The sequence below is a fragment of the Sinomicrobium oceani genome (genome assembly GCF_900119185.1).
Lineage (GTDB): Bacteria > Bacteroidota > Bacteroidia > Flavobacteriales > Flavobacteriaceae > Sinomicrobium > Sinomicrobium oceani.
Map to the genome: position 1 here is coordinate 189996 of NZ_FPJE01000008.1, position 16251 is coordinate 206246.

Sequence of the window (16251 nt, forward strand, 5' to 3'; positions counted from 1 at the left end):
CTACAAAACTTCTCTCCAGCAACGGGGCTGCCGCTGTACCGAATGCTTTATCGCTTCGTATTTGATCTTTTTGCTTTTATATTATATATTGTTATCTTAAAAACGACCCTTAATTTTATAATACAAAAGCAATAGAATGAAAACCAAATACATAGATCTCATCGATCAGACTTATTATTTTCCGCAGGAAGAATTTACCCTTCAGAACGAGACGCTGAAATTTCATGATATCGATTTGATGGCTCTGGTAAAGAAATATGGTGCTCCACTGAAATTCACCTATCTGCCGCAAATATCAAACAATATACAGAAGGCCAAGAAGTGGTTTGACACCGCTATTAAAAACAGGAACTACGATGGTAAGTATCATTATTGTTACTGTACGAAAAGTTCTCATTTCGAGCATGTGCTCACCGAAGCCCTCCGGAATGACATTCATATCGAAACCTCTTCTGCATTTGATATTAATATTGTAAACAACCTGCTGAAACAGGGCAAGCTTTCCAGGGATCATTATGTTTTGTGTAATGGTTTTAAAAGGGAACAATACATCCGGAACATTGCAGACCTTATCAATAACGGCCATAAAAAATGCATCCCGATCATCGATAATTTTGAGGAGATCGACCTGCTCAGCGAGGCTATCGATGGCAAATTTGATATCGGTATCCGAATTGCTTCCGAAGAAGAACCCAAATTTGAGTTTTATACCAGCAGACTGGGTATCGGCTACAAGAACATTATTCCTTTTTATAACCGGGCTATTGCAGATAACGAAAAAGCTACGCTGAAAATGCTTCACTTTTTCATCAATACCGGGATACGGGATACGGCATATTACTGGAACGAACTACTTAAGTGTCTCAAAGTCTACATCCAGCTCCGCAAAATATGCCCCACCGTGGACAGCCTGAATATCGGCGGAGGTTTTCCGACCAAGAGTTCCCTGGCTTTTAATTACGATTACGAATACATGGTCGATGAGATCATCAACCAGATTAAGATAGCCTGTGATGAGGCCGGAGTTCCCGTGCCTCATATTTTCACCGAATTCGGTAGCTTTACCGTAGGGGAAAGCGGCGGTGCCATCTACGAAGTGCTCTACCAGAAACAACAGAACGACCGGGAAAAGTGGAATATGATCAATTCTTCTTTTATCACGACACTTCCGGATACCTGGGCCATAAGCAAGCGCTTTATCATGCTTGCCATCAACCGGTGGAACGACGAATATGAGCGCGTACTGCTCGGCGGGCTTACCTGTGACAGCGATGACTATTACAACAGCGAACAGAACATGAACGCTATTTACCTGCCCAAATACAGCAAGACCAAACCCCTGTACATCGGCTTTTTCAATACCGGTGCATACCAGGAGACCATTGGCGGATTCGGCGGATTACAGCACTGCCTCATCCCCACCCCGAAACACCTGTTGATTAACAAAGACAAGGACGGTAATATTACTACCGAGGTATTTGCCGAGCAACAACGAGCCGAGGACTTACTCAAAATTCTGGGATATGACGAAAATTAGAAATGCCAGCTAACCGCCTCATACGGATACGGTACAGTATGCTCCCATTCCGGGAAGTATCCATACGGAAAGAAAGAAAGCGTTTTCCGAAAATCCTGTTTTTCGGATCGCTGCAGAATTATGTAACAGTGATTTTTTAACCTCAAAAAAAACGATAACCGATGCCGGAAAAGCGGCGGGATAAAAAAGCCCCGGATCCCGTTTACCGTCATCAGGAAAAAATACAAATACGATGAACAAGAGAACATACGCCGGAATACCCGAAAAATACACTCGTATAGACGATGCCAGGGTAGTGTTGATCCCTGTTCCCTACGATGGTACCAGCACCTGGCAAAAAGGCGCGGATAAAGGACCGGAAGCCTTTTTACATGCTTCCGACAATATGGAATGGTTTGACATAGAAACCCGAAGCGAGCCTTATAAAAAGGGCGTGTACCTCGCCCCTCCTATTACCGAGAACGCTTCACCCGAAAAAATGGTGGAGACCGTATACCGGACCACTAAAAACTATATCAACCAGGATAAATTCGTGACTATCTTCGGGGGAGAGCATTCGGTTTCCATAGGGACCATACGGGCTTTCAACGAATGTTTCGAAGATCTTACCGTGGTACAGATCGATGCTCATGCCGACCTGCGACCCGAATATGAAGGTTCCGCATGCAACCATGCCTGTGCCATGTACGAGGCCAGCCGGCAAACCAACCTCATTCAGGTAGGAATACGCAGTATGGACATCACCGAACTCGATCACATGGATGAAAACCAGGTTTATTATGCACACGAGATCATCAACGACGATGACTGGATGACGGATGCGGTCCACCAAATGACGGAAAACGTATTTATTACCGTAGATCTCGATGCATTCGACCCTTCCATATTACCTTCTACGGGAACCCCCGAGCCCGGAGGGTTGCTGTGGTACGAAACTCTTGAATTTCTCCGGAAGATATTTAAGAAGAAAAATGTGGTAGGATTTGATATCATGGAACTTTGCCCGGACGAAAACGAAAAATCCTCGGATTTTCTGGCCGCTAAACTCTATTACAAGATGCTGGCTTACAAGTTTAAATACACAGACAGACAAAAAGAAGAGGAAGAAGAGGATTAACCCGTTTTATTTGTAAGAATATTTTTATATTTTTATTCCTGCTTCATGCCTAAAAGTAACGTTGCAGTACGTACAATACAAACTATAATTCCCTGTAATGGGGAAGATTTAAAACATTATAAAAGAAGAAACATAATGAAGGGAGCAATTTCAGATTTCATAGAAAAATATTACCTGCACTTCAATGCTGCTGCACTCGTAGATGCTGCCAAAGCTTACGAACAGCAATTGGAAAACGGATCTAAAATGATGGTAACCCTTGCCGGAGCCATGAGTACGGCCGAACTGGGCAAAATCTTTGCGGAAATGATCCGTAAAGACAAGGTACAGATCATTTCCTGTACCGGAGCCAACCTCGAGGAGGATCTGATGAACCTCGTCGCTCACTCTCATTACAAAAGGGTACCTAATTACCGCGACCTGACCCCGAAAGAAGAATGGGAACTTCTCGAAAAAGGTCTGAACCGTGTTACCGATACCTGTATTCCTGAGGAAGAAGCATTTCGCCGCCTGCAGAAACACATTTATAAGATATGGAAAGACGCAGACGATAACGGCGAGCGCTATTTTCCGCACGAATATATGTACAAACTTCTGCTCTCCGGGGCACTCGAAGAATATTACGAGATCGACCTGAAGGATTCGTGGATGTATGCTGCTGCGGAGAAGAACCTGCCCATTGTGGTTCCCGGATGGGAAGACAGTACCATGGGTAACATCTTTGCGTCATACGTTATCAAAGGAGAACTGAAAGCTTCTACCATGAAAAGCGGTATCGAATACATGGCTTTCCTTGCAGACTGGTACAGCAACAATTCCGATAAAGGGGTAGGGTTCTTCCAGATAGGCGGAGGTATTGCCGGAGATTTCCCGATATGTGTAGTACCTATGCTCTACCAGGATATGGAAATGCACGATGTGCCGTTCTGGAGTTATTTCTGCCAGATATCCGACTCCACAACCAGTTACGGATCGTACTCAGGAGCAGTTCCGAATGAGAAGATCACCTGGGGAAAACTGGATATCGACACTCCGAAATTCATTATAGAATCTGATGCTACTATAGTAGCCCCCCTTATTTTCGCATATTTGTTAGATATGTAAAAGGAGGTATAAAATTATTTGCTTGTAATATTTATTTTAATCTATTTTTAGGCCAGAATAACAATTCCCCTGTATGAAACGAGTAATAGTTGATTATAAGAAACTTACTAATGAGATCCTTACCTTGCTGGTGGAGAAGTATCCCGATGGCTATGGTGATGACGACATTATCAGGTTTAAGAACGCCAATAACGAAACCGTGGAAGCGCTGGAAGTGCGTACCGATGATGCGGTTTACCTGGTAAAAGTAAGTACCAGGCTGGCTAATACTATGGAAAACTTCGATGAAGATGAAGACGACTTTGACTCCGAAGATGTCAACAGCTCCGTGGATATTCCGGATGACTCAGATGATGATGACAATTAGACCTGAGCAGGATTATTGATGCTAAAACAGAAAAGCCCCCGAAAATTCGTATTCGGGGGCTTTTCTGTTTACAATACCTTAAATATAGTATCCGGTTGGTTGTTTACAGAAGTTCGTCAAACAGCTTTCGTAAATTCTTATCTGAAGGTCTCGGAGCATCTGCCGAAACGATGTTACCCTCCGGATCGATCAGGATAAAGGTGGGGATACCTTCTATCCCGTAATCCTGAACAAATTTCGAATTGAAAGCATTATCGGCCAGTACCTGTATACCTCCCATATCCTTTTCTGCAATCATGGTTTTCCAGGCATCACGATCTTTTTCCCGATCTATGGACACGCTTAAAAAATGAATATTCTTATCCTTATAATCTTCTTCTACCTTTTGCAGGTGAGGGATCTCGGCCTTACACGGTCCGCACCAGGTCGCCCATACATCTATGTAGACGTATTTTCCTTTTAAATCGGCAAGCGAAGTTGTTCCGCCATCATAATTTTCATAACCTTCGAATACGGGGGAAGGTTTTCCCTTTACCAGGGTCTTTATTTTGTCATATTTCTCGTTGATCTTTTCTCTGGTATCCGGATAGGTCGTACCGGCGAGCAAATAATTATAAAGTTCTTCAGGGTCATCTGTAGATGGAGAAAGATAATATATATGATTGGCAATGATATCATCCTTCAGCCTCCCTTTCGGATACGTATCCATAACCTCCCGGGAAGCTCGCATGTAAAGGTCCCGTCCCTCTTCTCCACCTTCTTCCTTCATCTTCTTGTACACATCACCTACCCGCTCATTAAATCTATTAAAAACAAGACTTGCGTAAGAAGGTATATGGTTATAGTCCTCTTCGTTCTCATAATCGATATCCGAAAGTTCGGCATCAAAATCTTCACTCAGACTGAGCGAGTCTTTCTTTGCATAATATTTGTGATACATGGGATACCGCTGGAGATATCCGGCATAACTATAAAAATTTCCCTTTTTCTCGAGAGCTGCAAAATCTTCCGGTAAGCCTGAGGTTGCCACCAGCGAATCCATAATTTTTTGCTGATGCCTCACCGTTTTTTTAAAAGCATCTTCTTCCAGGAGATAGAATGCTTCCTGATCTTTGTTCTGGCTTCTTTGTATACTATCACGACGGAGTAAATACCTGATATTCTCCGCACCATCACCACGGACGGATAAGGTTTCATAAAAGTCATCAGGCTCCAGATCGGCTTTCATCTCCAGGTTATCTCCCTGTGCGATATATACGGGGATACGATTGTCATTGATCTTCATTACGTAATATCCGGGAGTATCGATGTACAGAGTATCTGCAAAATTTCCGCTATCATCGAGTTTAACCTCAAACTTGACATCCCTACCCTTTAACAATTGTATCTGTTCGGGTAGTTTTTTTCCGGAAAGCTGTCCGGATAGTATGGCGTAATCCGCTTTTTCCTTTTTATCACAACTCCACGCCACCGGGAGCAATAACATAACCAACATCGGTTTTTGTAAAAATCTCATTTTCATAATTTCAATAGTTTTAGTGTAGTGTTTTCTCTTCTTTCGCCTTCGGCTGTTTTCCGAAGGAAAAGGATTAAAAGTGCTTCGGAAAGTTACACTATTTTACGGAAGCCCGAAACTTTTTAAAAACAAAAACCAGGCTGATAAAAAATGATACTGATATTTTTTATCTCCTGGTCCTTTAGGTAATAGTCAGGGAATCGCGAATTCAGCACTACTGCATGACTTTGTAATCTTTAAACGGATGAACTCGGAAGACCACTTTTCATAATTTCAGAAGGGATGCCTTACCGTGCAGTTTTGAAATTCAACATAGTTCACTGATCGTGGTAATTTTTATGGATATAAAGATTTATTTCCATTGGCTACCACGTTACTTCCCAATCCGGAAAACGAAACTGAAAAATTGCTGGAATTGAAACTCAGCGACCCTGTAGGCGTACACATTCCGAGCGCATAGCGGCATTTACCATAGGCTCCCGAATTTTTGGTCACTTTGCTGTGACTACGTGCTTTTCCAAGCGATATATGGCCCCAGTCACTTACATCCGTGTTGGAAACCCGTCCCGATGAATAATAAATGGTGATCTTATATCCCATCTCTCCCCTCTTGGAACCCCAAAGCCATTTGGCGGTCCACCAGCTTTTATGCCATCTGCTGTAGGTTTTTCCCTGAAGCCCGTCTCCTTTCAATGCATTATCGTCATCTGAGGACTCCGTTTCTCCCTCTTTATCGATCATGACGAGACCACTGAGAATATTGTCCCATACTATTCCTGTTTCCCGATAAAAACATTGGGTTTTATAAACCTCATCACCTTTTTGCCAGGTAATCTCCATCACCTGATCGCCGGATCTGATCTCTCCCCTGGCTGCTTCTTCTATACGCTGCTGCGTATCACTGAGCCCCTTACCGGAATAGAGTCCTTCCATATATCCTACCTGTACGGTGGAAGGATCGGTGATGTTTCCATATGCTATCACACTTTCCTTATCCTTAACGGCACGATGAGATAACTGCATTCCTTTGTCTGTCGTAATACTTCCCAATAGTTCTACCCCACTGATCTGAAGTCCTCCCGGCAAATACTGCGCAAGGTTTTGCCTGGTAAGTTCAAGTTGTTCCCTGACGGTTTCCGGCAGATCGGGCGTAGTCAACGGGGTGAGTTCGCTTTTCAGCTCATCCGTGTCTTGTTGCTCCCGGGCATTCTCATCCGGAAAATCTTCGGTGTCGTTCTGACAACTGTTGAGGCCAAATGCAAGGCATAACATAAGTATCCCAAACCATTTCAAAGTTTTTGTTTTCATAAAATGTAAGATTAAGGGTTAATACTATGTTAAAAATAACAAAAAATCTTACATAAATAAAAAGAAATAACTTATGTCTTTGAAATAAAAATAAAATATATCGCTTTACCTGTTTACGTTCTCATCCTATAGTGGACAATCATAAAACTATATATACCTTTCTTTTAAGATGCGGAGATGGTGCTTAAGGTGCCCGGAAATAATAAAGCCAATGGCACGTACCGAGAGTTTGTTTCCACTTACCGTACCGCTACGCATCAGCATTTCATTGGTAAAAGTGTGAAATAGCGAAACCGAATTTAAACGGGCAGCTTTAAAATCGACCATGATCTCATTTCTGTTTCGGTTATTTGCTCCGGAATACGGTACGTAATCATCCTGCTCGAAACCCGGGATGTCGGTTTTGTCATTCCTGGCAAACCGCAGTGCCCTGTAAGCCATAATTCTTTCGGTATCTATAATATGCTGAAGTACTTCAGCCACGGTCCACTTCCCTTCTGCATACCGGTACATCCACCGGTCTTCCGGGATATCAACTATAAAGGCAAGGAGTTCGGCCTCGGTGTTTTTCAGAGCTTCGAGCAATTCAGTTTCGTCAAGAGCGAGAATGTAATTACTATAGCGTGTATGGTATTCGGTTTCTAAAAGTTCCCTGGAATGCATCATCTGGTTTTTCACGAAAGATAGTTATTTTTCAGGACTCACGAACATCTTTCCCCTTTATCCCTGTCTATATTTTCGACATTATCGTAATATATGATGAGACAGTCCGGAAACACCTGTTAAAAAATAATCCGGTTTTCGTACTTCCATACTTTTCTTTATATTTAGAGATGATTATACGATCATACGCCCCTTATTTTCAAAATGCTACCTTATGGACACAACTACCTTTCGCATATCTGTCAACCGAAATGCCCATATTGTCGAAGCTGATCCGGCTACACCCCTGCTGTACATTCTGCGCAATACCCTCGAACTCAACGGTCCCCGGTTTGGCTGTGGTATGGCCCAGTGCGGGGCCTGTATGGTGTTGATAGACGGCAAACCGGTGCCGAGTTGCAGTCTCCCTGTCCGCGCTGTCGGAGAGGCGGAAATTACCACACTCGAAGGGCTCGCTCCAGCAGGTGATACGCTCCATCCGGTACAACAGGCGTTTGCGGAAGAACAGGCGGCACAATGCGGTTATTGTCTCAATGGTGCCATTATATCTGCCGTAGCGTTACTTCGCCATAGCCCCAACCCCACCGAGGAAGAAATACGCAAGGGTATGCAACGCGTGCTTTGCCGTTGCGGCGCACATGCACGGATGATACGTGCAATACAGCAAGTGAAGTAATTACATCCCGGAATTTCCCTACGATCCAGCACGAACAACGATCATATTTTTTCCGGTATCCCAAATTCTAAACATAACCGTATGAATCCCCAGACCCGACGAAACTTCTTGAAAACCACAGGCTGCCTTACCATAGGCTTTTCGCTTGCAGGAATGTCTGCTTTTCCCGAACTCCTCCACCCGGTACAGGAACTTCCGGGCGGACTGCGAAGGCATCCGGCTGTCAATGCCTGGCTCGAAATACTGCCGGACGGCCGCTTGCGCGTCTTTACCGGAAAAATAGAACTCGGGCAGGGCATCCGTACCGCAGTGGCACAAATGGCAGCAGAAGAGCTTTCTATGAGTATGGATCTTATACAGGTTGTTATTGCCGATACCGACCGCACTCCCGACGAGGGCTATACGGCAGGCAGCGGGTCTGTAGTAAACAGCGCTATGTCCGTTCGTTATGCTGCAGCCTATGCGCGGCAGAAACTACTGGAACTCGCTGCTGAATATTTGGATGTGCCGATTACCGGGCTCTGGATCGAAAACGGACGCATAGGTACAGCGAATGATACCCGTGGCATCTCTTTTGATACGGTACTTGACGGACGCCGTATAACAGATACGGTACGCCCGCCGGTACAGCTAAAGGCCCGTTCTGATCGCCGTGTTATCGGAAAACCTGTGGCTCGTAAAGACATCTATTATATGGCTGCTGCAGAACCCGTATTTATACACAACATGCGGTTTCCGGGCATGGTACACGCCCGGGTAGTGCGCCCTCCTTCATACGGAGCGGTATTGAAGCGTATGGAAGAAAACCTTCTGAAAAAGGAATTCCCGAAACTGGAGTCTGTTGTACGCGATGGCAGTTTTCTCGGCGTACTTTCGGAAGATGAATATACGGTAATCAAAGCACAGGAATACCTGAAGAAAAATGCCGAATGGGATCAGGAAAAACCTATTCCGGAAATCGAAAACGAAAAGCTTCCGGAATATCTGCTATCCTTACCTGCTACTGATGAAACAGTAGAAAACGAGGGGTCTGATCCTGAAAATGACACGGATATCGAATGGATTGAATCTTCTTACTTCAAGCCGTATATTATGCATGGAGCCATAGGTCCCTCCTGCGCTTTAGGATTGTATAAGGAAGACCGGTTATTTATCTGGACACACAGTCAGGGAGTTTTTCCCCTTCGGGAAGCCCTTAGCGGTCTCCTGGATATCCCGGCAGAACACATACACGTTCAGGGCGTTCCCGGATCGGGATGTTACGGACATAACGGGGCCGATGATGTCGCTGCTGACGTTGCCCTTCTCGCCCGCGCTTTTCCCGGCAGACATATCCGCCTGCAATGGTCCAGAACAGAGGAACACCAATGGGAACCTTACGGCAGTGCGATGATCCTCAGAAACCGGGCAATACTCAGTGACCGGGGGCGGATAACCCACTGGAAATATGATCTGTGGTCGGATACCCACAGTCAACGCCCCGGGGGAAGTGCCGGGAAGCTTCTCCCCGCTTCATACCTCCGGAAACCTGTTACGGATAACTCTTTTGGTTTTTCCGGCGGAGGTTACCGTAATGCCATACCGTATTATCAGATTCCCAATCGCTATGTAAAGGCACACTTTTTCCGTGGCCCGTTGAGGGTTTCGGCATTAAGAGCACTCGGAGCCTACGCCAACCTCTTTGCCATGGAGTGTTTTATGGACGAACTTGCGGTACATGCCGCCAAAGACCCTTATGAGTTCCGCCTGATGCATCTCAACGATCCCCGCGCCCGGGAGGTCATGCAAAAACTGAGGAATCGAACTTCTACAGCTTCGCACCCGGAAGATACCGGGATAGGTATTGCGTTCTCCCGATACAAGAACACAGCGGCCTACTGTGCGGTTGCCGCGAGAGTAGCCGTAAAAGACGGTAAGATACAATTACAGAAAATGTGGAGCGTTATCGATGCCGGAGAAACCATAAACCCGGACGGACTAAAAAACCAGACAGAGGGCGGTATGATACAGTCTGCAAGCTGGACCTTAAGAGAAGAAGTTACCTTTACCCCGGAAGGTATCAGCAGTACGGACTGGAATTCCTACCCGATTTTCCGGTTCGGGGATGTGCCGGAAGTAGAAGTTACCATTATCGACCGGCCGGACACACCTCCTCTCGGTGCGGGGGAGGCCGCCCAGGGACCGGCAGCCGCAGCAGTGGCCAATGCCGTGTTTCATGCATGCGGAAAACGCATAAGACGACTGCCGCTGGAGAAATATCTGTAAAGTATTCCGGTAAGAAATCGTATACCTGCCGATAAAAACAGTCTTGTATATAATCCTGATGACTCCCGAAGCTATCTCAGATTATGTTCCGCAGGGTAGCATCACCCTGTCCAGGGCTACTACAGACACGTAGCCTGCAAAACCGTACATTGCATAACGTTCGCATGCATATACCTTGTTTTCGGGCTTATCGGCATAATCCACTGCCAATATGATCTTTCCGGCTTCTTGAAGCGCCAGCACGTTGGCCAGGTTCTCCGCACACCAGTCTTCGGTACAGGGTACGTCCGTATCCATAAAAAAGAGATCTTCTACCCCCAGGCCGTCTATAGCCTCCGTATACCCCTCATATCGTCGAAGCTCCGGGGAATTCTGGGGAAATATCCAGAACCCGGGTGATTTTCCCTTAGCGTATTCACTGATGTCTATGATTTGTGCCACCATCTTTTTTGCCAGACTCTCCCGGTTTTCACCGGGCACCAGGTCGAGGTCTATTTCTTCGTAGGCGTTGGGAATATCGAGATAGACCCCGTCAAACCCGGCGGCAATGGCCTGATCCACACGGCCTTTTACCGCCAGCTCCCACCAGGCCGGCTCCCAGTATTTTACAAAGTATTCATCGGGCCAGTCTTCCCAGTGATTGAGCTGCAATCCCGCTTTCACGACGGCCTCATATTCCGGACGATAGGTCTCGTTGGTCCCCATGGAAAAGTAAGCGAGGACTTTCTTTCCCGACTTCTTCAGGGTAGCTATCTCCTCCAAAGTAAAATAATGTTCTCCACCGTCACTGGATAAATCGATAATAGCCAGGTCCTGCGGAGCTTTGGCAAGTTCGTCGAGTTGGCCATCGGGATAGTTGGTCAGCTGGTAGACAAAATCCGCGATCGCTCCCGTTTCCGACGGAGGATCGGCACTTTCATCTGTAGTGACATCATCATCCCTATCACTACAGGAAACATGGATACTTAACAAAATAAAAAATATCATTCCGGTAAGCGGAACGTACCACCGTCTGGGTCTTGGGATTACTTTCATATTCTTTACTGAAATTCAGGGTTGTTTTTCGGACACAGGATATATACCTCTGACCCGTAGAAAAAATATAACCTCATTATCCCGGATAACGGATTTATTCTCTATTTATTTCCGCTTTCTAATTCACTCCGGAAAAATATACTTGTTTTCCGTTTAATGTCCGGAAGAAGTATTTGCCAAAGTATACAAAAACTCCTGACTATGGAGTATAAGTTCATTCAGAAGCTCAAAGCGTTGATCTTCCATCAATAATTCCGCATCAATTTCCTGTGCTTCGCAATATACCAGGAAGAGCCCTCTGCGGTCTTCGGGGATTTTTAATTCATCGGTTAAAAATTGTTCCGTAAAAAAAGTGTCATTTGTAAACAAACGGTCGAGATCCTCGAAATCTATTGTTTGGGGCGGGGCTTCTTTGACTTTGTTTTTTTTAAAAAGGCCCTGTACAAGTTTAAACAGCAGTACAAAATCTATATTCCCGGTGGTATTTGTCATATACTTAAGCGGATCGTTTTTCATATCCTCGGCAATCTGTTTTTGCAGCCCATTGCTATATGTTTTTTCGTCGAAATCAGGCGCAATATAGGTATCCGTCACTATGACTTCTTCCAGTTCGTTTACCTTTTCGGTCATTTCGATATTCAACTCTTCCCTGAAATGCCATGACCGGACCTTTATAATCTGTTCTTTGAAAAAACCGGAAGAAAACAATAAACTGTCATTCTTTTGGACCCGGATGTCAAACTTTCCGTCTTCGTCAGAATAGCGGGTGTTACCGTTTTTGAGATTCGTTATTTTAATATGAACGAGTTTTTTTCCTCCTCCGGATATCGTACCGGAGACAGAAGTATTTTCCTGGGCATAACATCCGGATATGATGCTGCAAAGTGAAAGGAAAAAATATACCCTCGATATATTAGACATGGTAAAATTTGAAAGCATGAACTTAAAGGTAACCAGAAGTACGCATACCTCAGGTGATCATCCTTCATAATTTTCCGTTAAAACACTGTTAATACACCGGTTATAATATCAATCCATTTAATTATTCGTAGCGAATCCTACTTTAATCCATCCACGTATACTTTCGTTACCACCACCAAAAAAAATACTCCCGGGTGAAGAGGTCCGGGAGTATTCAGCAATATTTATTACGATCAGCTATATAGTTATTGCCTTTCCAGCACCCTGACAATCAGGTTATTTTCATTATAACGTGTTTCCTGGAAAATCGTATCATTTACAGCATTTACGGTAAAGGCCAATCCGGCTACGACAACTGTATTAGCATTGCTGAAATATTGCATGGTAACCGGATCGTAATCGCTCCACCCCTCTCCGTTGCTATATATAATGACTTGTGAGGTGATACTGTTACCCTCACTGTCCAAAGTAAATTTCAATGTAGAATACGGAGCTCCATCGTCATATATATTAATCACCCACGTTCCTTCATAAACAAAAGTTTCTTCTAAAGTTACTTCCGTCTCTGCAGCGCAAACCCCGGTATTATCAGTGACAAAAACCGTATAGGTACCAGGCACAAGTCCGTTTACCGAGCTTCCTTCGACTCCCGTACTCCATTGGTAGGTATATGGGGGTATGCCCCCGGTAGCTACAGCCGTAACCGTGTTACCGGAAATGGTAGTGGTCACTGCCAGGTCGGAACCCGAACAGGGCGACTGTAGTTTCACCGGCAGACTGCCTTCGGTACTATTGTATGCATCAGTATAAGTATAGTGCAACGATGTCTCTATATCATTTCCTTCGGCAAGTTCGGGATCTGCATAACCCAGTGTCATCTGTACCATACCATTGCTGTAACTGATTTCCTGTACAATGACATTCTCATCCGCTACGGTAAATGAAAGCCCTTCGTAGAATTCCGTGGTAAGTTCTGTGACCGTACTCATACTTTCTTCCGGTATCGGTACCGGAACTTCAAAAGGAGAGACACTGAAATAATCGGGCATGGTCTCATTGTAGTAAGCTATAGCTACATTGAGTTTATCCGTAACAAAGGCATTCAGACTTTCTATAGCTTCGAAGCAGGCCGCAATGGCACCGGTAGCACCTTCGGCATCGGAAGCCTGGAGCCCTCTCATGCCCACATCGAATGTCAAACGCTCCGCCACCCCGGCGGTAAAGGTCATCTTACCGTTTTCCACCCGTTGGCTCATCACCGGTGACTTGAGTTCGAGAGCATCCTTAAACTTCAGAAAGGTATTCTTGAGTTTTGTGGTGAGGATCTCCCGGCAGGTCCTCACCGTATCCCTGAATTTCACCAGTGCTATAGCACTGAAGAGTACGGAAAGCGGAGGAACCTCTGCCGTATATACGGCTACTACGGCAGAGATTCCCATCCGGAGCATGTTCGTCTGGCATGGATTGAGAATATCACTCAGGCTGATACGCCCGGCCAGATCACTGGTCTCCGATGTGAAATTGGCTGTATATACTTCGGCCATCAGTTGCTTGTCGGTACCGGAGAGACTGGCATAATAATGGTCAAAACCTTCGAAAAATTCTTTTACACCATCTTCTTCGATCTCCCCGGTATCTACAGCGCGGATATCTTCGAGTAACGGGGCAAGTACTTCTTCTGCCGTAGCCGTCATTTCCGTTTGCTTTACTTCATAGCCTAAGTAGAGATCGAGATCGGGAATTTTCAGAACATTTTCCTCACCGACTACCACCAGATCGGGTAAAGCCAGAAAAACCAGCGTACTGTCCGATGTGCTGGCCACTTCTATAGTATAGTCATTGAAAGTAGCTTCATAACGTGGTGACGTTACACCCTTTTTATCGATCGTAACCAACTGTGCGGTATATATGGTTCCGCCGTCCAGAAGTTCTTCGGCTTTCGGTGGTTCTTCTCCCCCTTTATTGACTCCGCCATCATCATCGGAAGAACACGATATCGATAAACCAAAAAGGACCATAAGCCCTAAAAGTAACTGTTTGTTCATAATTCGGTTGATTTAGTTGATTTTTTCTCCGGGGTAAAATTATCTGATATGTAAATAGCAGAAAATACCCTTCTGAGGGTATTTTTAGCTGTCAAAAGCTTTATTGGTCTCAAAAATGGGATTTAAACCCTGCAATTTTATTGCAGCACTTTAGTAGTGCGAAAAAATCTATATTTTCGTATTATGAGTTATCAAAGAAAAGGCTCTCATACGGTAAGTTATTTGACGTGTGATATTGTTTGGGTTACAAAATATCGTTACAAGGTACTCCGAGGAGATGTTCAAACTCGTTGTCGTGAACTTTTAATCCAAATATGTGAAGCTGAAGGTATAGGAATACTTAAAGGAGTAGTTAGTTCGGATCACGTTCATATGCACATCGAATATGCTCCAAAATTGAATGTAAGTAGCATATTGAAAAAACTCAAAGGTCGTACATCAAGGAAACTTCAACAAGAATTTCCAAAATTGAAGGAGCGTTATTGGGGACAACATTTTTGGGCAAGTGGTTATGGAGTCTGGAGTACGGGTAATATTACCGATAAAATGGTCAATGAATACTTGGAACATCACCGGCGTGATTCGAGTGATAATTCCAATTTTATATTGGAATAGTAAAGGGGACTTTTAGTGCAGAGTGGTTTAGTGTAGTTTTCTTGTGTGCAATTCAGACTCCGTTAATCTTATATCGGGATATACAAATGAATAAGATCGGTACGGGTAGTGTATCATAAGATAATGCTCTTCGGGCACCCTTTGCGGGGAATATTATCTATGTCTTTAAACCGTTTCACTTTTTATATATAAATACGGGAATCCGTACTTATTCCGTCGTATTCTTTATCATATTTGCATAACAGTACTCCATAGGTCGTGGAATGCAAAAGACAAAATTTAACCTATCTTAAAAAATAAACCATGGAATATAAAGTCGTTCCGTTTGCTGCGGTAATATATCATAGAAAAGGAACTATAATATCAGGGAATTTTATTTAGGAATTACAAATTTTTCCGGAGGAATTCCGGTTTCTGGTAATTTTACGGGAGTGACCGGCAATTTTTTAAAGATAAAACTTTCCAATTCGATGGTAGGGAATCTACACATAAAAGTGGTTACATCCGAAAACATGAAATAACGTCAAAAGCTAAAATGTAATATCCTCTCCTCGGCTCCGGTGCTAAAGAAAACATACTAAACTCCAAATATCTTTCAAAACAAGTATTTTACTCCCCAGACGCTCGTTTGCACCCCAAATCTGCAACTTCGGATAAAAAAGAAAACAAGCCCCAGTGTCTTAACGCTATTTTTTCCTTATAAGGATTAGAAACGATAAGATGCACCCATATTTATTATAGAGGGTGTAAACTGAACTCTGTCTGAATAGATTTAAATTATTAATTTTATTCAGATAGTAATTATGAGCAACGAAGCACAATCAGATTTAGAGAAAAAGATCCTTGAACAGTTTATGTCGGGGAAGAACCTCTTCGGGGAAGGCGGCGCCTTAGCCCCGATGTTAAAGAACGTGATCGAGAAGGCCCTGGAAGCAGAGATGGATGCCCATCTGGATGATCAGGAGCGTACCAAAGGCAATAAGCGCAATGGCAAGGGGAAAAAGACGCTTAAAAGCCGTTTTGGCAGTTTTGATATCGATACCCCCGAAGATCGACAAAGTAGCTTTGAGCCTGCCCTTGTG

General features: G+C 44.2%; 14 protein-coding genes. 8 read left to right on the forward strand and 6 right to left on the reverse strand.

Going from position 1 to position 16251, the window contains the following annotated elements:
• Positions 1-136: 136 nt before the first annotated feature.
• From BT112_RS09200 to BT112_RS09220, 4 genes are all read left to right on the forward strand, one after another.
• On the forward strand, positions 137-1537 hold the full coding sequence (locus BT112_RS09200; protein ID WP_072317076.1) for a type III PLP-dependent enzyme domain-containing protein: 1401 nt from the start codon (positions 137-139) through the stop codon (positions 1535-1537).
• A 232-nt stretch (positions 1538-1769) separates the two neighbouring features.
• Positions 1770-2654 carry an agmatinase gene (speB, locus tag BT112_RS09210; protein WP_072317078.1) on the forward strand — a complete coding sequence of 295 codons (885 nt, stop codon included), beginning with the start codon at positions 1770-1772 and terminating at the stop codon, positions 2652-2654.
• Between the two features lie 135 nt (positions 2655-2789).
• On the forward strand, positions 2790-3758 hold the full coding sequence (locus tag BT112_RS09215) for a deoxyhypusine synthase family protein (protein WP_072317079.1): 969 nt from the start codon (positions 2790-2792) through the stop codon (positions 3756-3758).
• A gap of 73 nt (positions 3759-3831) precedes the next feature.
• Positions 3832-4125 (forward strand): hypothetical protein, encoded by a 294-nt coding sequence (locus tag BT112_RS09220; RefSeq protein ID WP_072317080.1) that lies wholly within the window; start codon positions 3832-3834, stop codon positions 4123-4125.
• 103 nt (positions 4126-4228) lie between these two features.
• Here BT112_RS09220 and BT112_RS09225 read toward each other — a convergent pair whose 3' ends face one another.
• From BT112_RS09225 to BT112_RS09235, 3 genes are all read right to left on the reverse strand, one after another.
• Positions 4229-5647 carry a TlpA family protein disulfide reductase gene (locus tag BT112_RS09225; RefSeq protein ID WP_083564848.1) on the reverse strand — a complete coding sequence of 473 codons (1419 nt, stop codon included), beginning with the start codon at positions 5645-5647 and terminating at the stop codon, positions 4229-4231.
• A gap of 330 nt (positions 5648-5977) precedes the next feature.
• Positions 5978-6949 (reverse strand): hypothetical protein, encoded by a 972-nt coding sequence (locus tag BT112_RS09230; RefSeq protein WP_072317081.1) that lies wholly within the window; start codon positions 6947-6949, stop codon positions 5978-5980.
• A gap of 147 nt (positions 6950-7096) precedes the next feature.
• The gene (locus BT112_RS09235; protein ID WP_245777010.1) at positions 7097-7627 is read right to left on the reverse strand and encodes a DinB family protein; all 531 of its coding nucleotides are present in this window, start codon (positions 7625-7627) and stop codon (positions 7097-7099) included.
• A gap of 199 nt (positions 7628-7826) precedes the next feature.
• Here BT112_RS09235 and BT112_RS09240 point away from each other — a divergent pair, with 199 nt between their 5' ends.
• Entirely contained in the window at positions 7827-8288 is a 462-nt protein-coding gene (locus BT112_RS09240; protein WP_072317083.1) for a (2Fe-2S)-binding protein, read from the forward strand.
• 81 nt (positions 8289-8369) lie between these two features.
• Positions 8370-10553, forward strand: a complete 2184-nt coding sequence (locus tag BT112_RS09245; protein ID WP_072317084.1) for a molybdopterin cofactor-binding domain-containing protein — start codon at positions 8370-8372, stop codon at positions 10551-10553.
• 81 nt (positions 10554-10634) lie between these two features.
• Here BT112_RS09245 and BT112_RS09250 read toward each other — a convergent pair whose 3' ends face one another.
• The 3 genes from BT112_RS09250 to BT112_RS09260 form a co-directional block, all read right to left on the reverse strand.
• Complete coding sequence (locus BT112_RS09250) at positions 10635-11588, reverse strand: glycoside hydrolase family 191 protein (RefSeq protein ID WP_217652350.1); 954 nt, start codon at positions 11586-11588, stop codon at positions 10635-10637.
• Positions 11589-11741: 153 nt separating this feature from the next.
• Complete coding sequence (locus BT112_RS09255; RefSeq protein WP_139276081.1) at positions 11742-12527, reverse strand: peptidase associated/transthyretin-like domain-containing protein; 786 nt, start codon at positions 12525-12527, stop codon at positions 11742-11744.
• Positions 12528-12754: 227 nt separating this feature from the next.
• Complete coding sequence (locus BT112_RS09260) at positions 12755-14554, reverse strand: SprB repeat-containing protein (protein WP_072317086.1); 1800 nt, start codon at positions 14552-14554, stop codon at positions 12755-12757.
• A 183-nt stretch (positions 14555-14737) separates the two neighbouring features.
• On the opposite strand from BT112_RS09260, the gene tnpA reads away from it, so the two are divergent.
• Positions 14738-15169: an IS200/IS605 family transposase gene (gene tnpA / locus BT112_RS09265; RefSeq protein WP_072317087.1), complete on the forward strand. Its 432-nt coding sequence runs from the start codon at positions 14738-14740 to the stop codon at positions 15167-15169.
• An 803-nt stretch (positions 15170-15972) separates the two neighbouring features.
• Positions 15973-16251 (forward strand): transposase (locus tag BT112_RS09270; RefSeq protein WP_072317088.1); only part of this gene is annotated, 279 nt, incomplete at its 3' end.